24 protein-coding genes are annotated in these 25,166 nt (G+C 46.5%); 3 read left to right on the top strand and 21 right to left on the bottom strand.

Annotated features, from left to right (window positions below; all coding sequences use genetic code 11):
* Positions 1–3 precede the first annotated feature (3 nt).
* The 5 genes from FND36_03540 to FND36_03520 form a co-directional block, all read right to left on the bottom strand.
* Positions 4–2,052: a tetratricopeptide repeat protein gene (locus FND36_03540; protein QDW73192.1), complete on the bottom strand. Its 2,049-nt coding sequence runs from the start codon at positions 2,050–2,052 to the stop codon at positions 4–6.
* A 20-nt stretch (positions 2,053–2,072) separates the two neighbouring features.
* Positions 2,073–2,798: a zinc-ribbon domain-containing protein gene (locus FND36_03535; GenBank protein QDW73191.1), complete on the bottom strand. Its 726-nt coding sequence runs from the start codon at positions 2,796–2,798 to the stop codon at positions 2,073–2,075.
* Between the two features lie 48 nt (positions 2,799–2,846).
* Entirely contained in the window at positions 2,847–3,530 is a 684-nt protein-coding gene (locus FND36_03530; protein QDW73190.1) for a YARHG domain-containing protein, read from the bottom strand.
* Between the two features lie 41 nt (positions 3,531–3,571).
* Positions 3,572–4,354, bottom strand: a complete 783-nt coding sequence (locus FND36_03525; GenBank protein ID QDW73189.1) for a zinc ribbon domain-containing protein — start codon at positions 4,352–4,354, stop codon at positions 3,572–3,574.
* A 221-nt stretch (positions 4,355–4,575) separates the two neighbouring features.
* A complete protein-coding gene (locus tag FND36_03520) occupies positions 4,576–5,997 on the bottom strand; it encodes a hypothetical protein (GenBank protein QDW73188.1) in 1,422 nt (473 codons plus the stop codon).
* Between the two features lie 243 nt (positions 5,998–6,240).
* Between FND36_03520 and FND36_03515 the strand changes: the two genes are divergently transcribed.
* The gene (locus FND36_03515) at positions 6,241–6,486 is read left to right on the top strand and encodes a helix-turn-helix transcriptional regulator (GenBank protein ID QDW73187.1); all 246 of its coding nucleotides are present in this window, start codon (positions 6,241–6,243) and stop codon (positions 6,484–6,486) included.
* Positions 6,487–6,568: 82 nt separating this feature from the next.
* On the opposite strand, the gene FND36_03510 is transcribed toward FND36_03515, so the two are convergent.
* From FND36_03510 to nagA, 4 genes are all read right to left on the bottom strand, one after another.
* Positions 6,569–7,792: a tyrosine--tRNA ligase gene (locus FND36_03510; GenBank protein QDW73186.1), complete on the bottom strand. Its 1,224-nt coding sequence runs from the start codon at positions 7,790–7,792 to the stop codon at positions 6,569–6,571.
* 54 nt (positions 7,793–7,846) lie between these two features.
* Positions 7,847–8,458, bottom strand: coding sequence for a DUF3267 domain-containing protein (locus FND36_03505; GenBank protein ID QDW73185.1), 612 nt, complete (start codon positions 8,456–8,458; stop codon positions 7,847–7,849).
* 463 nt (positions 8,459–8,921) lie between these two features.
* Positions 8,922–9,638, bottom strand: coding sequence for an SAM-dependent methyltransferase (locus tag FND36_03500; protein QDW73184.1), 717 nt, complete (start codon positions 9,636–9,638; stop codon positions 8,922–8,924).
* A gap of 79 nt (positions 9,639–9,717) precedes the next feature.
* On the bottom strand, positions 9,718–10,863 hold the full coding sequence (gene nagA / locus FND36_03495; GenBank protein QDW73183.1) for an N-acetylglucosamine-6-phosphate deacetylase: 1,146 nt from the start codon (positions 10,861–10,863) through the stop codon (positions 9,718–9,720).
* Between the two features lie 261 nt (positions 10,864–11,124).
* On the opposite strand from nagA, the gene nagB reads away from it, so the two are divergent.
* Complete coding sequence (gene nagB, locus FND36_03490; GenBank protein QDW73182.1) at positions 11,125–11,850, top strand: glucosamine-6-phosphate deaminase; 726 nt, start codon at positions 11,125–11,127, stop codon at positions 11,848–11,850.
* Between the two features lie 93 nt (positions 11,851–11,943).
* Here nagB and trxA read toward each other — a convergent pair whose 3' ends face one another.
* The 3 genes from trxA to FND36_03475 all read right to left on the bottom strand — a co-directional run bounded on the left by trxA (position 11,944) and on the right by FND36_03475 (position 14,241).
* A complete protein-coding gene (gene trxA, locus FND36_03485; GenBank protein ID QDW73181.1) occupies positions 11,944–12,252 on the bottom strand; it encodes a thioredoxin in 309 nt (102 codons plus the stop codon).
* A gap of 81 nt (positions 12,253–12,333) precedes the next feature.
* Positions 12,334–13,113 (bottom strand): EcsC family protein, encoded by a 780-nt coding sequence (locus tag FND36_03480; protein ID QDW75526.1) that lies wholly within the window; start codon positions 13,111–13,113, stop codon positions 12,334–12,336.
* Positions 13,114–13,215: 102 nt separating this feature from the next.
* Positions 13,216–14,241: an NUDIX domain-containing protein gene (locus FND36_03475; protein QDW73180.1), complete on the bottom strand. Its 1,026-nt coding sequence runs from the start codon at positions 14,239–14,241 to the stop codon at positions 13,216–13,218.
* A gap of 261 nt (positions 14,242–14,502) precedes the next feature.
* Between FND36_03475 and FND36_03470 the strand changes: the two genes are divergently transcribed.
* Positions 14,503–15,393, top strand: a complete 891-nt coding sequence (locus tag FND36_03470; protein ID QDW73179.1) for an RluA family pseudouridine synthase — start codon at positions 14,503–14,505, stop codon at positions 15,391–15,393.
* 7 nt (positions 15,394–15,400) lie between these two features.
* Here the strand turns inward: FND36_03470 and FND36_03465 are convergent, their stop codons facing one another.
* From FND36_03465 to FND36_03425, 9 genes are read right to left on the bottom strand one after another with little or no spacing between them, the layout of a single operon-like run.
* Positions 15,401–16,144, bottom strand: coding sequence for an amidohydrolase family protein (locus FND36_03465; GenBank protein QDW73178.1), 744 nt, complete (start codon positions 16,142–16,144; stop codon positions 15,401–15,403).
* Positions 16,145–16,159: 15 nt separating this feature from the next.
* Positions 16,160–16,912: an amidohydrolase gene (locus FND36_03460; protein ID QDW73177.1), complete on the bottom strand. Its 753-nt coding sequence runs from the start codon at positions 16,910–16,912 to the stop codon at positions 16,160–16,162.
* A 30-nt stretch (positions 16,913–16,942) separates the two neighbouring features.
* Positions 16,943–18,427: an amidohydrolase gene (locus FND36_03455; GenBank protein ID QDW73176.1), complete on the bottom strand. Its 1,485-nt coding sequence runs from the start codon at positions 18,425–18,427 to the stop codon at positions 16,943–16,945.
* The gene (locus FND36_03450; protein ID QDW73175.1) at positions 18,424–20,049 is read right to left on the bottom strand and encodes a hypothetical protein; all 1,626 of its coding nucleotides are present in this window, start codon (positions 20,047–20,049) and stop codon (positions 18,424–18,426) included. The genes FND36_03455 and FND36_03450 overlap by 4 nt, the downstream gene beginning before the upstream one ends.
* A 4-nt stretch (positions 20,050–20,053) precedes the next feature.
* Entirely contained in the window at positions 20,054–21,376 is a 1,323-nt protein-coding gene (gene allB, locus FND36_03445) for an allantoinase AllB (GenBank protein ID QDW73174.1), read from the bottom strand.
* 6 nt (positions 21,377–21,382) lie between these two features.
* Positions 21,383–22,168 carry a hypothetical protein gene (locus FND36_03440; protein QDW73173.1) on the bottom strand — a complete coding sequence of 262 codons (786 nt, stop codon included), beginning with the start codon at positions 22,166–22,168 and terminating at the stop codon, positions 21,383–21,385.
* Positions 22,165–23,145, bottom strand: a complete 981-nt coding sequence (locus FND36_03435; protein ID QDW73172.1) for a carbohydrate kinase family protein — start codon at positions 23,143–23,145, stop codon at positions 22,165–22,167. Before FND36_03435 ends, FND36_03440 begins: the two co-directional genes overlap by 4 nt.
* A gap of 12 nt (positions 23,146–23,157) precedes the next feature.
* Entirely contained in the window at positions 23,158–24,348 is a 1,191-nt protein-coding gene (locus tag FND36_03430; GenBank protein ID QDW73171.1) for an SIS domain-containing protein, read from the bottom strand.
* Positions 24,338–25,159: an ABC transporter ATP-binding protein gene (locus tag FND36_03425; protein QDW73170.1), complete on the bottom strand. Its 822-nt coding sequence runs from the start codon at positions 25,157–25,159 to the stop codon at positions 24,338–24,340. The genes FND36_03430 and FND36_03425 overlap by 11 nt, the downstream gene beginning before the upstream one ends.
* Positions 25,160–25,166 lie beyond the last annotated feature (7 nt).

The following is a 25,166-nucleotide window of genomic DNA, read 5'->3' as shown; positions in this document are numbered from 1 at the left end:
TTCCTAATAACTCTTGATCTGTCTCAAAATCTCCCCGGCGGAAAGAGTCTTCTCCGCCGCGTAGACCGCCCCTTCTCTATGGAATACCTGTTCCAAGCTTTCTTCGTATTCTTCTTTGGACAGTTCTTCGCCATCCCAGAAATACTGGTAGACCGGATTCCCTTGGGCGTCAAACTGGACATTGGTGTTGTCTTCCGCTCCATACCAGCCTTCATGGAGCTTTACCATCTCCCCATTTTCTATCTGATATACATTATCGTAATAAGAGTCCATACGGCCGCCGCTTTCACAGAACAGATTCTGGCGTTCCAGATAAGTCAGACCGGAAATCCCTGTGCTAAGCACATTGATCTCGGATCCTTTCATCGTGCAGATCTGATCTCCCTGGGCCGTATTACTTCCTGTGATATATAATTCAGGAATGTTGTCGTCATTGATATAGATCAGCCGATATCCTGCCCATCCTTCAGCCTGGATGCTCTCAATATAGGAGGTATAGGCCGTTCGCCAAGATTCTTCGCCGCTGTCTTTTCCATTCTCCGTGCTGTCAGCCTGTGTTTCCTCTTCGCCAACTTGGATCACGCCCCAGTTTCCGTCTTTTTCAACCCAGCATTTTCCATCATATACCGGACGGATCGTGTCGAAAACACCTGAAGGAACGATAAGTTTTCCAGACGTATCCCGAAGCTCCCATTCTCCATTTTTACAGAGCGGAACATAGCCATCGGACGCCGCGTAGCAATATTCCACTATTTCTGGTTCTTCCTCCGTGTTATAGCTGAAAACACAAGTTTCATAACTGCAGGATGCGTCGTACTCCAAGGGAATCACTTCCTCGCCCTGTTCATTGACATATCCCCATTTGCCATTTTGCTTCACCGCAAGAAGGCCGGAGGAGACACTTCCGCACTCTTCATAGATAAAGTCCGTCATCAACTGCCCATCCATACCGCAGACCGCATAGCCGCCATCCAGATCTTCATACCAATCCAGTTCATTTTCACCGTCATAGACAGTTTCAGACTGCTTTACAGGTATGGTTCTGTCCGGCTTCTGCTGATATGTCATTCCATATCCCTGTTCTGCAAAATACTCTGCCGTATTGCGCAGTCCATCGTGGTAGTAAAAGGTTCCTCTTAAATATCCGCCCGCATCACCAATCACCGCCACTGCCGGTTTGACTTCCTCTTCTTCCTCCACAAAATAATACTCCGTCATTTCTCTCTGATACTCAGACTCGTAGACCGGCTCTTCCCTCTCCAGCAGATAATATTGGGCAAGCGCGTCTACTCCCTGATATTCCAGGTCCGCTCCCATCTGCCCATCCAGGCCGATCAATCCGTATGCAGCATCCTGTTTCATGACCGCATACCCGGTATCCATCTGCCGATTCAGATCGTTTCGGCAGTAATCAAGGGCATTTTCGTCTTTGATATAGTAAATATCATCCGCCTTCACCTTGGGTTCTACTACCCAGGTATAATTCTGTCCTACTTTTACAGAATCTATCTTATCGTCCATGCTAGTCCCACTGGAAGGGTCCTCAGACGACTGGCTGCCGGAATCACTGATCTTAGCGGCTTCTTTTTTGCTCACGGATTTCTTCCCCTGAGACAGGATCGCCTCTGCTTTATCAAAGTCTTCCTGTTTTAAATAAGTATCCGCCAGACCAATATACGCATCCGCCTTCTTTGGATCTATTTCAATAGCTTTCAGATACGCCTCTTCCGCATTTTCGTAGTCTAAGTCTTCCAAGTATTTCTCCGCGCTGGCAACATAATTTTCATAATCCCGCCGTTCCTGCTGCCCCTTGACGATCAAAAAAGCGGCAGCACAAAAGGCCGCCAAAAGAAAGGCGGCCCCAGCTATGAGCCACCTTCGGCCGCCTTTTTTCTTTGGTTTTATGTCCGTTTCCTGATCCAAACGAATCTCCCATTCGGAATCCGTCTGATCTTTCGTCTCATAGTCAGGCCGCGTCACAAGCGGTTTCCCACATTTCTGACAAAACCTGGCTCCCTCTGGATTTTTTGTTCCGCAATATTGGCAAAACATCTTCTCTTGCTCTCCCGGGTTTAGAATAAGTCGTCAGGACTGATATACCATTTTCCGTCAATCTTGACTACATTGATCGTCTCATCATCCCCAGACTCTTCTTCCAATTCGCCGTCCACATACATTTCATAAGAAAATTCTACTTCTTTTCCTTCTTCGATGCTTCCCAGGACTCCCATATATTCGTCTGAAATGTCATTTAACTCTGACTGGGTCAGATCTCTTGTGTCCCCAATCTCATAATCAATCTCAATTTCGCCGATATACTGGTCAAACGCTTCTACCAAATCATCCTCCAGCATATCTGCCATTTCCTCTTTGTCCATCCCGGTCAGGCTTTCCGCCGCATCCAGGAAATTCTCCGGAATCAGATCCATTGCCGCATCCACATCCCGGTCTTCCATCACCTTAACCATATTTTTGATAGGCGTCTTATATGTATCTCTGAAAAAGATCAGCCTTACTGCTACGATCAAGAGGATCACTGCCAGCACAATGGCTCCAATGGCCACATAAGGCGGGCGCTTCTTCGCTGCCGGCGCACCGGTTCCCGCGGCGCCTCCGGCCGGAACTGCCCCTTGGCTGTAATTGTTCTGACTGTAACTGTACGTCTGAGCATTTCCTCTCTGCGTATTTGCGCCGGACATCTCCGGGCCCTGGTTCTGGATCGGCTTCACCGGCGCACCGCACTTAGGACAGAATTTCCCATCTCCTTTGATCTCATTTCCGCAACGACTGCAAAACATAATTTTTCCCTCCTCTTTTACCCTATTTCTTTCAAAACGAAGCCCCTTCTAATCCGCGTCTTCAATATAACCTTGGGCATCCCGTTCATGCTCTTTCTCGCTTAAAAACTCTGCGTTCCTCTTTTCATACTCATTCAGCAGGTCGCTGTAATTAGCATCAAAATCATCTGGTTCATAGATCCCATTGTACCAGGACTTGGATTCAAAATAATTGGTCAGCTCCTGAGACTTGAACTTTCTCCCATGCCTTGCATAGATCTCATTCTTTCCATAGTTAATTTCTTGAAGCGTCAGTCCGGCCACATCCGCATCTGTCAGATAACGCGAGTCGCTGTCTGGGAAAATATAATCCTGGCTGACTGTTGATCCTCCCATCTGACTATTACTCTGATCTTGAGACGGTTCCTGGGTTTCAGCGGTTTCTTCCCCCTCTTCTGTCTGCTCCTGCGTATCTTCTTTTTCCTCTCTATCCTCACTGATCTCTTCCCGGATTCGATCGGCTGTATCCTGCCCCCTCTTATCTTCCAGGTAATTATACAAAAACAGTCCGGCAAACCCTGCGATGACCGCTACGATCAAAACAGCCAAAACAATAATGACTGCCTTATTTTTATTTCCTCTTCCGTTATCCTCCGGTTCTCCAAACGGATCCTGCAGCGGGCAGCCGCATTCGCCGCAGAATGCGTCCCCTGGTTCGATTTTGGCCTTACATCTTGGGCATCTCATATCCATATCCAATTCCCTGCCTTATCCACTTTTCGTACTCCTAAAGCTTAACTCAGCTTCGTTCCGCAGGCAGTACAAAACGCCAAATGATCCGCCAAAACTTTGCCGCAAGTCGGACAGATCTTAGTCCCCGGCTGCGGCGGCGCGGTTTCTCTTTCCGGATTGTCTCCCGCTTGCTCTTTCTTTAATGGAGTCCCGCACATAATACAGAATCCCTGTCCTGCCCCTACTTCCGCGCCGCAGTTTGGACACACCGCTCCTGACTGCTGGGTCGGCGCCGGCTCTGGAACTGGCTGCGGCTCTGGAACTGGCTGCGGCTCTGGCGCCGGCTCTGGAATTGGCTCTTTCCGCTCAATCTTTGTTCCGCAGTTTACACAAAACACTTGATCGGGTTCTATCGGCGCTCCGCAGTTATGGCAGACTTCCCCACTCTGCGGCGTTGGCGCCGGTGCTGGTGCCGGATGTTCTATCTTCGCTCCGCAGACGTTGCAGAATGCGGAATCCGGTGAGATCTGCGCATGACAGCTGGGGCAGAAAATAACTCCTTTTACTCTCTGAAGCTGTCCTCGCAAGTCAGAAAGCTGCCGTTCCAGCTCGTCAATACGCGCGATCACTCCTGCCTCTTCCGGATCACTTTCTTTTCCGCTTTCCCGACATTTTCTATAACAAATTGCTCCCAGATCCGCCATCGCATCCTTTTTCTGTCCTTCCAGATTCTTGATCGAACTGGAAAGTTTTGCGGAATCTGTTACTTCCTTAGTCTTTTGGATCGCTCCCTGACCCAGATTTGTAAGTTTCTTATCGATGTCGTCCAAAAAAGCCATTTTCATTTCCTCCTGAAAACTATTTATATTCTATAGAGATAATTTTATTATTTTTTTCTCTTTTTGACAAGATGCGGCAAAGAATATCATAGAATTTCCATAAATACTATCTTCCAGATTATTTTATAGAGATGATCCTCAAGACTTAACATCAAAAATCCGGGGGAATTTTATGCTCCCCCGGATAATGACAGCTTTTCCGTTATTATTAGGCAATACTACACAAATTAATTTTCATTTGCGACATCATTCAAATTGTATAAAAGCTGCGGCAATGTATCATACCCTTTTCCCCAGGCCCACAGATTATTCTCCCCATCAATTGCATATACTGAACCATCAAACGGTGTAAAGATACTGTTTATCGGAGGAACATCTACAGTCCACCATTCACTAAATTTGTCAGTTGTACCATTCCCCACCTCACCATAATCATTGTCACCTGATGTATACACTTCTCCGTCATTAGAAAGTGCGATATCGAAAGCATCTTGCCCCATATCTTCATCGTCGTGTACTTTATAATAGTCCTTTATATTATTTCCAAACTGCTCAAAGCAATTTTCTTGGTAACTATAGTAATATAAAGCCCCCTCTTCCGACAAGAAATACGGATAATCTTCACTGGCTTGGCCGCACATTTTAACAATTGTTCCCAAAGTTGTCTCTTGATCATCCATATCATAAACAGTATACCCCTCAAGCGTTCCCACTTCATGGTCTGTACCTTCAATATAAATCTCCCGATCTGAAACATAGCCAAATGGAGAAACATCATTTACTTTTATCTCCCCATAATTACTTGGATAGTATGCGCCTTCAGAAAGACTTCCCTGTAAATGCCCCTCTTCGTCTAACAAGTAGACATGTACCATACCAAAATCTTGTCCATATCCACCATAAAAACCTCGGTTTTTTAATATCAATTTATCTATATCGGAAATCTCTGGAATTTGCTCTGGGATCACTTTTTCAGCTCCCCAAGTCCAAACAGTTCCATCTTCTTTTAAAGCATATATAGACGCTCCAATCTCTTCATCCCAAAGATTTAAGCTACACGCTATCTGCTTTACATTATCAATTTCTTCTACTTCCTGCCATTCATCAGAATCTGTAAGTGTCCCATTTCCTAGTTCTCCATTCGTATTTATTCCGCGGGCTAAAACACTTCCATCCTCTTTTAATAGAATATCAAATCCGTACCCTGTAATGAAATTATCTCCGAAAAAATAATCTGTTTGTTGTTCTTTTTCTTTTTGCAGTGAGTTTTTGTCATTTTCTTCTATACCGCCAAGATTGTTTTTATGAACATCCTTCTCAACCTGCTCCAAACTCCTGGATAATCCCCCGCTTTCTCCAACCGTTTTTTCCTCCAATTGTCCCGTTATAAGATTTACCTTTACCTCATATATTTTTTCTCCTGCAATTTCATATTCTTCATCATAATCCTCGTAAACATCATATGTCTCTATATTAGAACCAGAAGCTTCTTCATCTGTATCCTCGTTTTCTGTCTCTTTTACATAGTGAGGGGAATAATATTCCTCCAGCAATGCTAATACCTCTTCACTCGTATACTGATCCGCCTCTTCCTCACACCCAGACAACAGCAATCCACATGCGAGCAACCATACAATTATCTTTTTCATTTTTCTACCTGCTCTTTCTCAAACATCACCATTACTCCTGATTTCTTTTAGCTTACCCAAGTCATTTTTCGCAAGATTGTATGCTAAATTTCACTGAATCAAATATCTTTTTACTTTCATTTTCCTTATCCTCTTCCCATAATTTTTATTTTGCAATGTATTTATTGCAATTTTAGCATGAATTTAGGGTAGAATCAATAAATATTTGTTATGAATATATTGCAATGATAAAAGTGGAGGCATATGGACCAAAAATTAAAAACAACCGCTTCTTTCGGCGCTAATTTAAGACAGATACGTTTACAACATGGCTACACTCAGGAACAACTTGTTGCTAAAATGCAGTTGCTAAACCAAAGTGTTTCCCGGAGTATTTATGCCCAAATGGAATGTGGCAATTACAACATCAGAATTACAGAATTAATCGCTCTAAAAAAAATATATAATATTTCTTATGACATATTTTTTGAAGGGCTGGATATCGAATAACTATTCAAAAAAAGACGCCGGAGTATAGGAATAAATCCTATGCTCCGGCGTCTTTTCTCATTTCTATCTACTCCTGCCTACTCTATTTCACTACTACCCTCTGGAAATTCTTCTTTCCCTTTTTCAGGACGATTCCTTCCCCGGTGAATCGTTCTTTCGTAAACTCCGCATGAATATCGGTCACTTTCTCGCCATCCGCTGATACACCGCCCTGCTGTACAGCCCGGCGCGCTTCCGACTTAGATGGCACAAGCCCGCTTCTTACCAGAAGCGTCAGGATATCAATCCTGTCTTCTTCCAAGTCCTGCTCTATCAGTTCTGTAGTCGGCATATCTGCCGCCGCCCCCTGAGAGAAAAGGGTTCTGGCCGCTTCCTGCGCTTTTACCGCTTCTTCTTCGCCGTGGACCAGTTTCGTCAATTCGAAGGCCAAGATCTCTTTTGCTGTATTAAGCTGAGCCCCTTCCCAAGCATCCATTTTGTCGATCTCTTCCAACGGAAGGAACGTCAGCATACGGATGCATTTCAGAACATCCGCATCAGCTACATTTCTCCAATACTGATAGAACTCAAAGGGAGAAGTCTTCTCTGGATCCAGCCATACAGCTCCGCTCTGGGTCTTACCCATCTTCTTGCCTTCCGAGTTCAGAAGCAGCGTGATCGTCATAGCGCAGGCATTCTTGCCCAATTTCCGGCGAATCAGTTCGGTTCCTCCCAGCATATTGCTCCACTGGTCGTCACCGCCAAACTGCAGGTTGCAGCCGTATTTCTGGAACAGCATATAGAAATCATAGCTCTGCATGATCATGTAGTTGAATTCCAGGAAACTTAACCCCTTCTCCATTCTCTGTTTGTAACATTCCGCCGTCAGCATCCGGTTGACGGAGAAATGCGGGCCGATCTCCCGGAGCAGTTCGATATAATTCAGATCCAGCAGCCAATCCGCGTTATTTACCATTAACGCTTTCCCTTCCGAGAAATCAATAAACCGGCTCATCTGTTTCTTAAAACACTCACAGTTATGCTGAATGGTTTCTGGCGTCATCATGGAACGCATATCGCTGCGGCCGGAAGGATCTCCGATATATCCCGTGCCTCCGCCGATCAACGCGATTGGTTTGTTCCCAGCTTCCTGAAGCCGTTTCATCAGACACAGCGCCATGAAATGTCCTACATGCAGACTGTCTGCTGTTGGATCAAAGCCAATATAGAAGGTAGCCTTTCCTGTATTTACCAGTTCCCTTATCTCCTCTTCATCTGTTACTTGCGCGATCAGGCCCCTTGCCTGAAGTTCTTCATAGATTCCCATCTCTCTTTTTCTCCTTTCTTCACTGTCAGTATCAAGATATTTCTTCGACAACACTTATTTTTGAAAAATAACAAATCCACACTCTGTCGGATGATCCAGCACATACCCATCCTTATATCTTCTGGCATGCCAGACAATCAAAAGATCCCCTCCCGCGGCCAAGATATTTAGCATAGAAAGCCACAGCAAAAGCGTACTCCCTGTCAAGAGCGCCGCGATATAAAGACCGCCTCCCAGAATCATAACTGGAAACAGACCGCCAAAAATATATTTCCCTGGTGCCAGAGGCTCTTTACAGTGGCAGTAAGGAGTCAACGATTCCCACATCATGCCGATATACATACTTTTCCATCTGCCTTTCGCCCCCAGGCACCAGCCCACCCCATGGAGCAGTTCATGGATAAATACTGTGACCAAAAACATCAGAAACATCACCAGATAATTCTTTCCTTCCAGCCACCCTGGCCCACGATTTACTGCCATCCACAATAGTGTTCCCAGAATTATTACGGGCACCGCCGTTATAATAGCCATTACACTTGCTCTGACTACAGAAATAATCTCTGAATGTTCTTGATAGCCTTCCTCCAGGAAACGCAGCCGCTGGATCTCATAGTTATCCAGGATTTTTTGTTTCGCCGGGCTGATCTTTTTTGCTTTTCCCATCTTGCCTCCTCTTCTCCAGAATCCCCGAAACTTTGCTTTTTAAATACTCTGGTTCTTTGAATGATCTGGTTCTTACAGGCGGTTTTCGTCAAAAAAACGCCCTTATCATACGATAAGGACGAATCACTCCGTGGTACCACCTTGCTTCACTGACAAACTCAGCCGTCAGCCTCATTTCAGCTGCCTCCTATCGACAGCCTCGACGCGATAACGTTCGTCACACGGCGCAGCCTACCATTCTTTCCAAAGCGGCATAGAAGTTCGGTGCGCGGCTCAAAGAGGTATTCATAACCAATTCCTTCATGCGCCTCTCATCTTCCGGCAGCTTTCTGTATGGGTGTAAAGGTTATTACTTGTTCTTATCAAAGCCTTTTTAGTCTCGCTTGTCTGTGTGAAATCTTAACGTATTTCCGCTAATTTGTCAACCGGGGCCGGGGGATTTTTAAAAATCCCCCGGCCCAAATTAAAAATGCCCTGTCCCGTTTGGATAATAGGGACAGTTTTTCCTCAAGCATTGCTGATTCTCTTCTGAAAAGCCGCATTGAATCGTTGGAGGCAGTTCCATACTGATTCCAAGATTTTCTTCTGCAAATGCAACTGCTTCTTTCACCGCCGTAAAACAATTCCGTTTACAGCATCTTGGACCGCCCAGATCCGCTAATGCCGCCAACGCTTTAGCCGTTGCCTGGTTCGAAAGCCTCCAAGATTTACCTGTCAGCGGAGTTGCCTTCGTAACAATGCTGATAAACATTCCCACACTGACCGCAGCTCCGCAGCAGCCCCACATTCCGCAGGCTCCGCCCGGATACTTACTTCCTCTGGCCCGCATTTCTTCCAGCGCTCCTTCTAGCTCAATCTCTCCTCCACTGTTGTGATATGCGGCCAGAAGCGCGGCTCCCGCCATAATATGATGTTCCGGGCCGTGCATGTAAATATACGGATCTTCCATCAATTTCTGCATAATTTCAACCGGATTCCTGGAATCCGTCTTCTTGCATTCTCTGAGGATCACCTCTACTCCCCTTTTTTCATGACATTCATCGCACACAAAATGCCCGTCTTCACAGCTTGCGTTGCTTTCAAACTCCCGATGGCAGAAAACACACTCCATCTTTCTCATGGTTTCAAAATATTGAAGCGGTTTCCCGCATACCAGACAGGCGCCTTCACCTCTTGTCATTGTCTTCCTCCCACTATCTCGATAATACTATCTTTTTTCAATTTGGGACAGGGCTTTTTCAATTTGGTCCGGGGGATTTTTAAAAATCCCCCGTCCCCAACTGAATTCCATTCTTTATCACTGCCCGCAATGCCAGCTTTTCGTCCAACAGTACTACATTTGCTTTTTTCCCGGGGGCAATCGAGCCATATTGGTCATAGATACCAAGGCTTTTGGCCGGATTCATGGTGGCGCAGGCTACCGCTGTCTCAAATGGAATTCCCATTTTCCTCACTGCTGTCCGCACGCAATCCATTAAATTTGTAACAGATCCTGCCAGCGCTCCGTCTGATACCAGTGTAGCCCGGTTTCCAGAAACAGCTACATCCAGACCTCCTAAGGTGTACTGTCCATCAGGCATGCCGGCAGCCCGCATACTGTCGCTGATCAGGATCATCCGGTCCGCTCCCAGCATTTGGAAGGTTGCCCGGACTGCCGCCGGATGGATGTGGACGCCATCACAGATAATCTCCGCCATCACCTGCGGACTGTCCGCCACTGCTCCTACCACCCCCGGCGCCCGATGGCTGAAAGGCGGCATGGCATTATACAAATGCACCGCATGGGTCGCTCCCGCCGCAAAGGCGCCCATCGCGCTGTCGTAATCCGCATTGGTATGGGCGAGGGAAATCTGCACCTCGCCTTTCATTTCCCGGATAAATTCTTCTGTACCTGGATTACACTCCGGCGCGATTCCCACGAATTTTACCAGTCCTTCTGAGGCTTTTAGAAAACGTCTGCATATTTCCGCATTGCAGGGAATAATATTCCGGGCGTCCTGCGCCCCTTTCTTTGCTTCGCTGATAAATGGCCCTTCCATGTTGATCCCTACCAGATCCGCTCCATCATGGGGACCTCTGCGATAGGCCGCCGCATTCCCAAGGATTCTCTCCAGTTCTTCTGTCGGAAGTGTCATAGTCGCCGGCGCAATGGCAGTTACTCCCACGGAAGCCTCATATCTGGCAATAGCTTCCACTGCCTCCAGCGTCCCATCACAGAAGTCAAATCCCTTACACCCGTGAAAATGCAGATCGATCAGTCCTGGAATAGCGTAGCAGCCCTGTCCGTCCAGCACTGTTCCATCCTTATCGCCGCCAGTTTCCGCGAATCTCCCCTCCGAGATCTGAATCTCTCCATCCTGGAACTTTTTTTCTTCCGTATATACTTTTACATTTTTGATAATCATAGACGGCCTCCTGCTTTTCTTTTCTATGGCGTTTTCTTTCCACGCCAGACGTCTCTTTTTGCTTCTATCAAGCTTATCTTGGTCTATTATATCCTATCTCATTCCCCTCTGCAATCTCTTCCCCGCCGCGGGTCCAGCGCATTTGGGCATAAAATCTCGTCCCGCCCCAGAAAATCTGGTTGCAATCGCCTCCCAAATCGTTATACTTAACAGTAAGGGAATGTATGATTCTAATATTTTGGAAAAGAGAGGTATGGACGAATGATTATCTGTAAAGCAAAAGACTATTCCGAATTAAGCCGCAAAGCCGCAAATATCATCGCGGCTCAGATCTTAATGAAGCCCAACTGTGTTCTGGGCCTTGCCACAGGTTCTTCTCCAATAGGGACATATGAAGAGCTGATCGGCTGGTACAAAAGAGGGGATCTTGATTTCTCCGGTATCACCAGCATCAACCTGGATGAATACAGAGGCTTAAGCGGTGAAAACGACCAAAGCTATCGTTATTTCATGAACACGAATCTTTTTGATCACGTAAATATCGATAAAGCAAGAACCTTTGTTCCCAACGGTCTGGAACCTGATTCTGCTAAAGCCTGCCGGGACTATGATCAGATCATTGACAATGCCGGAGGCATCGACCTGCAGCTTTTAGGGCTCGGTCACAATGGACATATCGGCTTTAACGAACCGGCAGAGGCCTTTGCCAATGGAACTCAGTGTGTCGATCTGACGGAAAGCACCATCAGCGCCAACAAACGATTCTTTGCGTCTGAGGCCGATGTTCCTCGCCAGGCTTACACCATGGGCATCGGAAGTATCATGCGTGCAAAGAAGATCCTGGTCGTTGTCAGCGGAGAAGGAAAGGCAGAAATTTTAAAGAAAGTCGTATATGGCCCCGTCACCCCACAGGTGCCGGCGTCTGTACTCCAGCTTCACAAAGATGTGACCATTGTCGCGGACGAGGCGGCTCTTTCTAAAATGTAGATCGATCGAAATCCAAAACCCGCAGTAAAGGCCGGGGCGTCTGTCCTGACGTCCCGGCCTCTGTATCAATTCCTGATCCTGCCGGATTAAAATCTACTTCAGCATCTCCAAGATCTCTCCTTTGGATTTTGCTCCAACTTCCCGTTTTACCATCTCTCCATTTTTGAATACCGCAAGAGTAGGAATTGACATTACTCTGTACTCTCTTGCCAGTTCCGGATTCTCATCCACATCAACTTTACAGATCTTCTGATCTGTCACTTCATTTCCAATCTCTTCAATGATGGGGCCTACCATCTGGCACGGACCGCACCAGGTTGCCCAGAAATCCACCAGCACCGGTACCTTTGCTTCTAATACTTCCTCTTTAAAATTGTCTTTTGTCAAATGAATCACTGCCATATTTATCTTCCTTTCTTTGTAATACTTTGTTTTCTTGATAAGTCTATTATAACCCTTTTTCAATATATTTCTGTGACCAGATTACATTTCGCTGTGTTTTCTCAAAAAACGACGTTTATATTTTAATTCCGCGTAATCCGTCACCTGCTTTAGATAAACGGTATCCGCAAGCCCGCCAACCAGTCCCGCTATGGGGATACCTTGCAGAAATTTCATATACAGCATAGCTTCTGAAAGACTTACAGAGGCGCGTTGGATCCATTCCTCCTTATCCAAAGAAAGAACAGTCCTGCCGTCAATCCATCCATTCATCTGTCCGTTTGCCCTGATCAGCGGCGCTCCCCGCAGAAAAGCCGTCTCGATCAGCCCCAGAACAAAGCATTGTTCCTCTTCCGTCTCATAAGAAAACCCATAAGAAAGGGCTGTTTCATATACGCTTTTCAGCAGTACTCCTGTAAAAATGGGGATATCTGGGAGGCCGATACCTAAAAGGCCAAGGCCTGCTCCTTCCACGCCGGAAATTACTAGATTCTTCGCTCTCCCTGATCCGGCCTGCCTGGAAAATGCCCGTACCGTCTTCCGGTTTGCCCCAAGACTCACCGCGTACTCATTTACTTGATAGTTCTGCTGGTATTTCTCCTTACTGTAGGTTTTTTCGATCACGCCTGTGCCTTTTTCGAACACCAGCGCAAAAGCTTTCTGAAAAGCTCCGTTCAGCGTCTGTTCCAGTTTTTCCGGCACCTTTTCTGATAGCTTTTCCTGGATCACCGACTGCTTTTCCTCCTGCCGTTTTCTCAGATAACGGCGCTCCCGTCTCTCCATCGCCGTCCATTCCTTTTCCCAATAATTTCTGGCAAACATTCTTGTTCCACCTCCTGATGACGCAGTTCTCGCCTTGATTCCCAGCCTGCGCGCCATGCTGATCACCGTTGCTGCCCGCAGGATCATAGAATCCCACCTGCTCTAGATCAAACTTTCCTTCAGATACTCTCCCACCATTCGAAATTCGTCCGGATAAATACAATTAGGAAGAGTTCCATTTAAGACCTTTTCCATACATTCTTCATAATCCATCCATAAAACGGATTCCACTTCTTCTTCCTGCAGTTCCAGCTGATCTTCTTTCACCGGCTTCGTATAAACGTACACGCTGCTCAACTCATTATCCCGGAACAACTGCCCGTGAAATACCGCTTCAAAGGCGCCATGATGGATTCCTATATAGCGAAGGTCCTCCTGCCTGGCTTTGATACCAAGCTCTTCCTCAAGCTCCCGCGCTGCCGCAGGCAGCGGCTCATCCCCAGCCGCCACATGCCCGGCCGAGGAGATATCGTAGCAGCCTGGATTGGAGTCTTTGACTGCGCTGCGCTTCTGCAGCAATACATCATAGCCGCTTTTTTGATTTTCCCTGATGATCCAGGTATGGACGGTAGCGTGGAGACTTCCTTCCCGATGGGCTACGCCCCGTTCCCGCCGAATCCCCGTTTTTGTCCCATCCTCATTCAAGATATCCAACAGCTCCATGGGCTTTCCCTCCAATACGGCGGACACCAGCTTATCGTGCCCGTCATAGACCAGCTTCAAAGAAAAAAACTCTTTTCGTTCATCCATCAGCCGAAAGAAGATTTTATCTCCCTCCCAGATATTTAAACTCCAAACGTCTTCTAGATCCACCCATTCCAGTTCCCCCTCGTCACACGCGATAGGTTCTCCTTCAAAACCGTCCGCTGTAAAAAGCGACATATATTCTGTCACTCCATTTCCCGACACAAAGGTCACCAGTCCGCGAAATTGATAGGACGTCAGAGTATATCCCGTCTCTTCTTTCACTTCCCGCAGCAGACATTCTTCCGGGCTTTCATCCGCCTCAAAATGACCGCCCACACCGATCCATTTGTCTTTATTCACATCGTTCTTTTTAACCGTCCGGTGGAGCATCAGATATCTGCCGTCTTTTTCAATATAGCAGAGTGTACTCAATTTTCCCATTCTTTTCTCTTCTTTCTTAATATGCTATAATCAAAAATACCATGTTGGGATTCCCAACCATGATGTCTACGGATTGTTTCGTGCTATGCACTTCCACAATCCGCCCCAACATTCGCATATCGCGGGATATACATCCCGCTTTTATGCTCATATTGGGGGCGGGTCCCAAGGTCTTTCACCCACTTATGAGCAAGCTCATGTGGGTTTAGACCTTTTGACCCTGGCATCGTTATATTTTATCTAAACCATGAGGAAAATGCAATGGAACGTACGATCACTTATAAGATTACAGAAAAAGAAGACGGTCTGCGGATTGAACAGTTCTTAAGGCGGCACGGATATTCCGCCCAGAATCTGGCCCGCATCAAACGGATGCCGGAGAACACCCTGATCAACGGAACTTTCTGCTATTTGCGCCAGACTCTTACTTTCGGCGATGAACTTTGTGTCCGCATCCAGGAGACCGAAAATTCCCGCCACATTCCTCCTGTTAATCTTCCTCTGGATATTATTTACGAGGACGAGGACCTGATCGTGATTAATAAACCAGCGGGAATGCCCATCCATCCCTCCATGAACAACTATACCAATTCCCTGGCAAACGGCCTGGCATGGTATTATCAGCAGCAGGGAAAGGACTTTATCTTCCGCTGCTGCAACCGCTTGGACCGCGACACTTCCGGGCTTACGGTAGTAGCAAAGCATCTAGTCAGCGCCAGCATCCTGTCCGCTATGACGAAACGCAAAGAGATCCTCCGTGAATATCTGGCCATCACAAGAGGACATGTCCGTCCTGAATCCGGCACCATCAGCGCTCCTCTGGCCCGCAGAGATGGAACCATTATTGAGCGGGTGGTAGACTGGGACAAGGGTGAGCCCGCCGTTACGCATTACCGGCTTCTGGACAGCAAAAATGGGCACAGCCTGGTGTCCCTGCGTTTGGAAACCGGCCGTACCCATCAGATTCGTATTCATATGAAGCACCTGGGGTATCCTTTGATCGGAGATTATCTCTATAATCCAGACATGGAGTTCATCCAGCGTCAAGCCCTCCACTCCCATCGGCTTTCCTTCACCCATCCTATTACCGGGGAGAAGATGGCGTTTGAGGCTAAGCTGCCGGAAGACATGAGAAGGGTGATGAATCCATAAGATTCTTCTATATTTTCAGGACCTCCAGCGCGTTTTTATAGAAGATACACTCCCTCGCCTCTTCCGGAAGAGAAGCCCGCTGTACCCGGTAGATCTCAAGCTCTGTGCTAAGCCATGGAAAGTGAGAACCAAACAGAAGGCGGTCATACCCCAGCCGTACCGGGATGTTTTCAATTCCCTCATCCGAGTAATCTCCTGAGGTCTCGATCAGAAGATTCTCATGCCGGTCCATCACATAGTCTACATCGGTCAGCGCGTAACCGCTGCTGTCGAACTGCCCGCCGTGAGACATGATAAACTTCACATCCGGAAATTTTTCTGCCAGGGAAGCCACCTGGAAACAGTGGGACACCCAGGGATATCCGGTTTCTACCAGCACTGGAAGGTCATATTCCCGGCAAATTTCCATGAAGGGAAATACTTTTTGATCATTGATCGCAAACGTCTCCTCCCAAGGATGCAGGAGCAGTCCTTTTAATTTTAGTTCTTCTATAGATTCTGCCAGGATTTTCTCAGAATCTTTTCCCAGGTTTGGGTCGATTCTGGCAAAGCCTACGATCCTGCCGGCATGCTTCTCTTGCAATTCTGAGACGTACTGATTCTGTTTCTCAAAAAATGGGTCAACCGTCTTAACCGGACACACTACAGAAATATCAATCTGGTTTTTCTCCATATTTGCCAGAAGCTCTTCCTCTGTACTTTCTTGTCCCAGCATCGATCTGCCCACATAGGTATGAAAATCTATCAACATTTTCTCTTCCTCCTGCTATTTTTCTTCTTCATCCAATTTCATCACTCGGACTGCGTTCTTCCACAGCACTTTCTCTAAGTCTCTTTCTTCCAGTCCCGCAAGCTGAACTTTTTTCAGTTCTACCGATGGATCGCAGCAGGGCGCGTCAGTCCCGAAGAAAATCCTGTCAGCACCCAGCTCTTCTACAAACCATTTGATTTCTTTTACTAACGGCACCTCAGAAGTATCAATATAAATATTGGAGTATTTCTTCGCCACTTCGATGGCATCCCGGTTATGAGCGTAACCTCCCATATGTGCCAGAATCACTGTAGTATCCGGACACTGGGCCGCCAGCTCTCCGATCTGCAGCGGCAGGCACATCATCTCGTCTCCACAGTGAAATAATACTGGAAGTCCCAGTTCTCCCGCCTTCCTGCACAGATCCACCGTCAGATCCCCATAGGGATGAAGGGTATAATGAGCCGGATGCAGTTTTACTCCTTTAACCGGGTACTTCTGGCAGGCTTCTTCCAGAAAATCAACGGCCTCCTGACCAAACCATGGATCCATCCGCAGAAACATCATAAACCGGTCCTCATACGGCCGGATCGAATCCCACAGCCGCTGTCCACAAGTCATATCCGGTCCCGGCAGATTCAGATACGCGCTGACTACCGCCTTTTCAATTTTCGCCTCATCCATAAGCTTCAGCAGCTTTTCCGCCGTATCATGCCAATGCAACGGTTCACACACATCAACATGAGCATGCATATCAATGATTCTCATAAGTGATCTCCTTTCTATATACTCTTGGGCCTATACGAAAAGATTGCAGGTACAGTCCTGAAACTGATCGATGCATTTCTCATAAATCTGATGCACATAAGGCAGAAGGACTTCGTTTTCTTCCACAGATTTCTGATACCGCTCTTTAAACTCTCCGGTCATCGCCTGCAGTTCTTCTAATAATGCGTTTTCGTCTACATTTAAAAGCTTTCCATCCTCCATCAGAATCTTTCCTGCTGCGATGACCGTCTCAACATCACGGCCGTCCTCGCAGTATACCAGATGCTTGTAGATATCATTCAATGGGGTAAATGCTTCTGTCTTCAGGTTGATGATACAGATATCCGCATCTTTCCCTTCTTCCAGCCCGCCGATCTCCGCTTCTCTGCGGAGACTCTTAGCCGGAGTCTTAATGGCAAGATCCAGGATATCCTTAGCGCTAAGCCAGGTCCTGTAATCCGCATCCACTACTTTTTGCAGAAGAGCCGCGAATTTCATTGTCTCAAACATACTGTATCCATCATTGCTGCTCATGCCATCTGTCCCAAGAACAATATTCACTTTGTTTTCAATCATTTTCCGAAGAGGCATAATACCGCTGCCAAGCTTCAGATTGCTGACCGGGTTATGCGCTACGCTGGCTCCTGCCTCTCCAATAGCCGCCATATCCGCCTCGTCCATCCATACGCCGTGGATAATGGTCAGACGGTCTGTCAAAAAGCCAAGATCCTTGATATGCTGAACAATGGATTTCCCGTAGAATTCCGGTCCGGTGGACCTCTGCATGCGAGTCTCCAAAATATGAGTATGCATTGGAAGATCATGATCCAAAGCCAGTTTCAGGGCCTGCATAAGATATCCATCTGTACATCTTTGAGGAGCAGAAGTGGAACATACCACTTTCATGCCTTCTTTCCCGTTCCAACGGCGGATCATCTCCTGGTACAGCTCCAGCATCTCTTCCGGATTTCCAGTGGAAGAGAGTTTTCCCTGCAATTCTTTCGGAATGGTCTCATATGTATAGGGGAGTTTGTCCATATAGGCTCGGTCTCCCATATTCAAAGCTACATTCCCTTTTAATCCGATATCCCGGTAAGCCCGAAACACCTGATCGTATCCTTCCACTGTTCCTTTGGGACACTCTGAGGCATCATCCTGGATACAGGTAATCCCCTTTTTCACCATCTCCATAGCGCCAAGCATAGTCCGCAGATAGATCAGCCTTTCAGAAAATGGCCCATACGAAAGAGGAGGACAGCTATAGAGCATCCACGGTTCCAAGGGCAGATTATCAAAAAGCCCCCGGAACATATTTTCATCTGAATGAAGATGAGAATTAACAAGGCCAGGCATTACCAGTTTTCCGGTACAGTCGATGACTTTATCCGCGGTTTCTTTCAATCCCCGGCCAATCCGGCAGATCTTCCGGCCATCCACCAGCAGGTCTGCCTCCTCCAATATATCGTCCTTCTCATTAAATGTAACAATTTTTGCGTGTTTTAATAGTATCCTCATGATTTACCTCCTAACAAAAATAGTTGATAAGCATATACCTCTATGCACAAGGGAATCAGCGAATCCATAGATTCCAGATCATTGTACAAAAGTTCTTTAATCTTATTCATCCGATTGATCAATGTATTTCTATGAATATATAACTCTTTTGCCGTCTCGCTTACGTTAAACTTACATTCCAAAAACTTCATCAGCGTCCGGGTCAGTTCTGTATTGTTTTGCTCATCATAATTCAGCAAGTATTGGATATTCCCTGCAAGCTGTCCCTTGTCTTTAACCGGATACTGAAGCAGATAATCATAAACCGCCAGTTTTCCAAACATAAATTTCCCTGTCTTAAGATCGATCCTTTCCCCCAATTCCAGCGCCTTTTCCGCTTCTTGATAGCTTCGGCGTATTCCCGCCATATCTTGACTGCTTTTGCCAACTCCAATCCGTACTTCGTATTTTTGCGGCAAGGAGTAAAATTTTTCCAAGATATCGTCTGCCAGGCACCCCGCCGCATATTCCATGAAAGGTTCGCTTTTTTGTATGCCCGCAAAAAGATATATGATATATTTATCATTATGATAAAAAACGCAGGAGCCAAAACCTCTCAATTCTCTGCATTTTAGGATTTCCTGTTTCAAAATTCTTTTTACATCCGCTTCAATTTCCTGCTCCCTCTCCGGCTGGACCAGCAGGACAATCCGCTTCTTTTCTATAGGAAATTCCAGCTCCTGCAGAAGATTTTTCAGGTCGGCTCCTGTATAGGGTTTCAGGTCGCTCAGATATTCATAAAGCTTCTGGTAATATACATCTTCTAGGTCATATGGCTCCCCTCTACGGTTTTTCACCTGTTCCAGACCCATACTCAGGATTTTATTACATCGTTCGATCAGGCATTCTTCGTCCTTTGTTATACGCTGTTTCTCCTCCAAGATCAGAAGATAGCTATGCGCATCCGGTATATTTACACAATACGCTTTTCTACATGTTTTATCTGAGAAAAAGAACTCTCCATGGCCTTCTTCGAAACTCCCGCTTCTTCGAATCTGGTCATCTTTTGCGCAAATCTTTTTATCTGACATCTTTTTGGCCGCGTATACGCACCGGAGATCCCCATCTGTCAGAATTACCGTCCGTTTTAAATGTTCCGCGATTCGATATACAATCTCCAAAACTCCCCGTTTAGAGAAAAAGATATCAGAAATATCTTCTATCAGCCGTTGTTCCTTAATTCTAGTCTGATAATTCATCTCAAAAATATGATTATAAATCGTCTGACTGATCTCAGAAAAAGAATAGTAATAAGGAATTTCCAGCAGGGGAAGCCCTGTTTTTTGCGCCTCCTCGATCATTGTTTCCGGTATTTCATCAAAATAACTCTTAACCTTCACTGCCAGGCCCGCGCTTTTAGCTTTTTTTAACTCCCGTATAAGTTTTCGCTGTCCTTGCGGATCATCTACCAGCAGGTATCCCGTGGTCATGGATAATTCGTCTGGCTTCGCCCATTTGACAGCTCCCGGACTATCCACCACACTGACACCGTCTATCCGTGTATCCAATCCATCCCTTCCGGAAACGCATCGTATATTCTTCAGTCCGCTCTTTGTTATCAGCCACTCCAAATTCGTCTTCATTCAATCACCTGCGTATATAGCGTCCCGCCGGCGCGCCTTCTGTCACTTCCCTTCCCCGGAGAAAGCTGCGTTCAATCCGGCCACGGAAATGATAATTCTCGTAGACGCTTTCCTTTACTTTCATTTTCATTTGATCCCTTTTAAAAATCGTGTCTTTCTTTGGATCCAATATAACTAAATCTGCGTCCTTTCCCACCTCAATACTTCCTTTATGTCTGCTGATTCCAAGCATCTGCGCTGGATTTGCGGAACAGACTGCCGCCACTTGTTCCAGAGAAATCTTTCCTTTGCAAAATCCTTCCGAATACATTGCCAGCAACGTGTTCTGGATTCCTGCGATTCCCGCCCATGCTTCCTTGATCCAGTGATACTCTTTTCCTCCTTGGCTCGGCGAATGGTCAGACGAAATCATATCAATCCGCCCATCATTTAGCGCCTCCCATAATCTTTGGCGATTTTTTTCATCCCGGACCGGAGGGGCACATTTTAGGAGGGCCCCCTTTTCTTCATAGTCCTGATCGGTAAAAATCAGATAATGGGGACAGGTTTCACAGGTGACTCTTATCCCTTTTCGTCTGGCAGCTTCAATCATATCCGCCGTCTTTGCGCTGCTGACATGGGCAATGTGAATCCTGGCTCCTGTTATTCCGGCAAACACCAAACATTTTGCCACGGCTTCCAACTCCCCTGATTCCGGATGCATTTTAGACCAATCCGCCCAGTCTGTACTGGTTCCGTATTGTTCCGTATAATATTGATTCAGTTCATCATTTTCCGCATGGATCATAATCGGGAAGTCTTCTTTTGCCGCCGCCTTCATTGCTTCCAAGAGGACTCCATCCGTCGTCCTGCCAAAATCTTCTCCGCTGCTGTCTATAAGAAAAGTTTTAAATCCGACAGCTCCTTCTTCCAACATCCCCGGCAGTTTCTCCAGATTATCTGCGGTAAGTCCTCCCCACAATAGGTAATCCACATAGGAATTACCCCGTATACGTTCTAGTTTTCTGCGCATGCTCTTGCTGTCCGTTGTAGAGGGCACATTATCGATTGGCATATCCACTACCGTTGTGATTCCTCCAACCGCAGCGGCCAGAGACCCATGCCGCCAATCTTCCATTTCTTCTGCTCCTAGATCGTTCATATGCACATGAACATCAATCCCGCCAGGCAGGATATATTTCCCAGAAGCATCAATCCTGGGAACGGCCTCTTCACACATTCCCACTTCTGACAACGCGGTAATCTTCCCATCTTGGATGCCGATATCCAATTCTTTTATACCCAAGGGAGTGACAACCTGCCCTCCACAAATGATCACATCATACATATCTCTTTACTCTTTTCGATAATTTGCCACTTTGTCTACAAATCTCTTGATCTTCTCTGCATCCCAGTGAAGCAGGCTCCCCGGAATAGGTTCATCCAGCATAAGAGAGCTGCTGACAACTGCCCCTTCACAGTGATCCAGGATTTCATAAATGTTTCCCTCATTAACAGATCCGCCCACCAGCGCCGGTTTTCCAAGCTCCATTTTCTCTGCTTCCTCCAGGTATCGCAGGGTTTCTTTATAATCATGTCCTGTCAGAATGAACGCATCCGCGCCTGCTCGGTCTGCCCATCCGATTGCCATGGAAATCGGGACTCCAGGCATCGGAATTCCTTCCCTATCGTGAACATCCGCACAGATTTTTACTGAAGAATTTAACATGGTACGATACTGTACTGCTGTCTGTCCTACTCCCTGCCGGATACCTTCTGCTTTGTACATCGTTCCTGCAAACACCTTGATTCTCACGAAATCCGCACCTGCTGCCGTAGCCGCCGCAATCGGCGCGATTCCGTCATGAGACTGCATGATCATGCCAAGTTTCATTTTAGGGAATTCACTTTTTACCATTTTCCCAAGAGCGGCCATGATTGCAATCGTCTCTGGCTGAGCCGGACCGAGATTTAAATTTTCATCTTGAAGATACAGGGTGTCGATCCCGTTTTCTATATGAACTCTTACATTGGTCATCACATACTCTTCCAGGCCCGCGACCGACTGACTCGGATTATTTCTTCCGTAATAGGGCAGATGGACTGCGCCTATGATAATCGGTTTCTCTGCGTATCTCATTCTTTTCCCTCCATCGTATAACAAACAACTTCCTGCAGGCGTTTCTCTGCCATTTCCTTACTGATGTGGAGCGCCGGCTCGATCCCAAAATCCTCGATGATAAAGGAAGAGGAAACTGTGCCATATTTTGCCGCTGTTACCAGATCGCGGGTCTTCTTGTATCCTACCAGGAATCCTCCACAGAAGCTGTCCCCTGCGCCGGTAGGATCTTTCACCACATCGGAATGATAGGCGTTTACAAAGATAATCTCTTTATTTACATAGACCAGGCAGCCACGCTTTCCGATTTTGATCACTACATTTTTAGCCCCAAGCTGAATCATTTTCTCCGCGGCTTCTGCCATCGGAATATCTCCAAATAGTCCCTTCACCTCTACTTCACTTGGAATTACCACATCCACCAGACCAAAAAGCTCCGGCAGTTTATCTATACATTCTGGTTTCATATAGTCTTTTCCAGTATCCAAAATAATAATTCCGTCTGGATTTTTCTCGCGGAAATATTTTGCGTAACTTAGCTGCCGGTCATAATGACGGGCTGCCAGGAACACATCTGCATCCCCATATTCCTCTGGAATATCTTCCACTGTGGGCGCAAATTTTTCATGAGCCATCGTTACCATCTCCGGTGTCATCACCGGGAAGCCCGCAATCAATTCCTCGCTTTGTTCGTCTTCATTAAAAGTAACTTCTCTGCGTTCCCCGTTTTCATCATAAACCATTCCCGCAAACATCATATGGCGCATAGGCACATCACGAACTCCTATTGTATCAATTTTCCGGTCTTTCAGCATCTGGATCCATTCGCTTGGGATATCAGTTCCCTTTCTGGATACGATTCCTACGTTTCCCTCGTGCCACAAGTAAATCCCAGCCGCCCCAAACGCCGCATTTCCACCAAAGACATTTAATTTTTTTACTCCTCTTGTATTGATGATATTATCAATAGAAAAGCAGCCAACTGCTACATAATCCATATCCTTATGCTCCTATTTCTCTAAATTTTCCTTTGCTTCCCTTTCCTGCTCCACAGAAAGATAATATCCAAACATCTGCAGCGGAACCGCATACACAAAGTTGGCAAAACACTCTTCCGCTTCTGGAAGCAGGATTGCCTCGTCCGCTTCTTCTGCCAGTCTGTTTTCTCCTTCCGTTGTCAGTACGTATACATTACCTTCCAATTCTTTGCAGGCCCATATTGTTTCAAGTCCACGATGTAGGGACGCTCCGGAAGGAGCCACCAAAAACAGGGAGTCTCCCTTTTTCACTGTATTATAATGATGGAACTCTTCCAGCTGTACCGGCACCGCATATCCAGGCGTTGCTTCTTTCACCTTTGCCGCCCCGTACTCTGCGCAAGTGAAGAAGGGACCGCCGCCGCAGAAAAAGAAAATTTTCTCATGGTAAAGCTTTGCCGCCATAGATTTCATCTTTTCCTCCGTCATAGAAACCGCCTGCTCCATAAGCCCAGGAATCTTTTGAAACTGCTCTTCATAATATACTATTTTTTTTTCATCAACCCCTAAGCAGCGCGCAAGTTCAATTCCCAGCTGTACCACTGTAGCCATCGCGGAAGTGGACGACTGAGTCGGCCATCCTTTCCGGGAAGCGTGGATCAAAATCCCGGCTGTCGCCGCTTCCATCAAGGGAGAACCCGGCGTATTGGAAAGGGCGAGCGTTTGCGCCCCGCGGGCTCTAGCTGTCAGAAGAGCTTCCAGTACCCGGATTGTTCTTCCGCTGGAGGATAAGGTAATCACTAAAGTATCCTCTCCCACAGCCCCGCTGTTGTAGTACGCAAAATCCAGAGCATCTTCTTCTTTGCAGGGAATTCCCAAAAGCGTTTCCAGAAAATAGCGGACGCCCCGCAAAGCCGCCACAGAATCCCCGCAGCCTACCATATAAATCTGCCGGATTGGTTTTTTACTTAATACTTCTGCCGTCCGCGCAATAGCTTCTTTTTCCTTTTGCAGTGTTTCTCTGATTTTATCCGGCTGCGCTTTCAATTCTTCATAGGTGTAGGAATTTCGTTTCAACCTTCTCTCATCCAACGGATCATCTCCCGCTACAGTCCGCCAAGTGTTATCTCCTTCTTCTTCGTACAGGTCTTTCAGCAATGCCTTATCTTCCTCATTCAATATGGAATCTTCTCTTAGTAATGGTGGTGTAATCTTAAAGTTCATCTTGTTTACTCCTTATCAGTGCTTCAATAAATTCCTCGTTTGTGGTGACTGTTTCTCCAAGTCCCAATTCTCTTGCCAGTCGAATTACATAAGGGGTCTTCAGCATAGATTTTTTCAACACCTCATCGTTGTGAAAAATCTCCTCCGGTGTTCCCTCCTGAATCACCTTCTTCTTAGCCATGACAATAATCCTGTGAAATGTATTGATGGCAAATTCAATATCATGAGTAATGGTGATTACCGTCTTTCCGTCAGCCTGCAGTTCCTCAATGATTCGATTCAAGCGAAGCAGGCCTTCCCGGTCTTGTCCGGCAGTCGGTTCATCAAAGATGTACACCGCAGGATCTGAGGCAATGATTGCGGCAATTGCCACAAATTTGCGGATTGACAATGGCAGTTCAAATGGATTTTCATCCTTTTCGTCAGCCAATCCAGTCAGTTCCAATGCTCTTTCGCAGCGTCCGCTGATCTCATCTTCCGTAAGCCCCAGGGCTTTGCGGGGACCAAATTCTACTTCTTCCTGTACGGTGGCGTGAAAAATCTGATCGTCCGGATTCTGAAATACATACCCTACCTCTTTAGAAATCTGAGCGGTGGTATAATCTTTGGTATTTTTATCCCCAACCATAACTGTTCCCTTGGTCGGCCTCTGCAGGTTATTCATCATTTTTACCGTTGTTGTTTTCCCAGCTCCATTTTGTCCCAGAATCGCAACTCTCTCTCCCTGCCGGATAGAAAGTGTCACGTCAGATACAGCTTCATATCCGTTTTTATAGGTAAAGGACACATGGTCCAACAGAATATCTCCCATATCTTCT

It is taken from the genome of Lachnospiraceae bacterium KGMB03038, assembly GCA_007361935.1.
In the GTDB taxonomy this organism is placed as follows: Bacteria; Bacillota; Clostridia; order Lachnospirales; family Lachnospiraceae; genus Massilistercora.
Note: the sequence above shows the minus strand (reverse complement) of the source record. Positions and strands in the feature narration are given on the sequence as shown.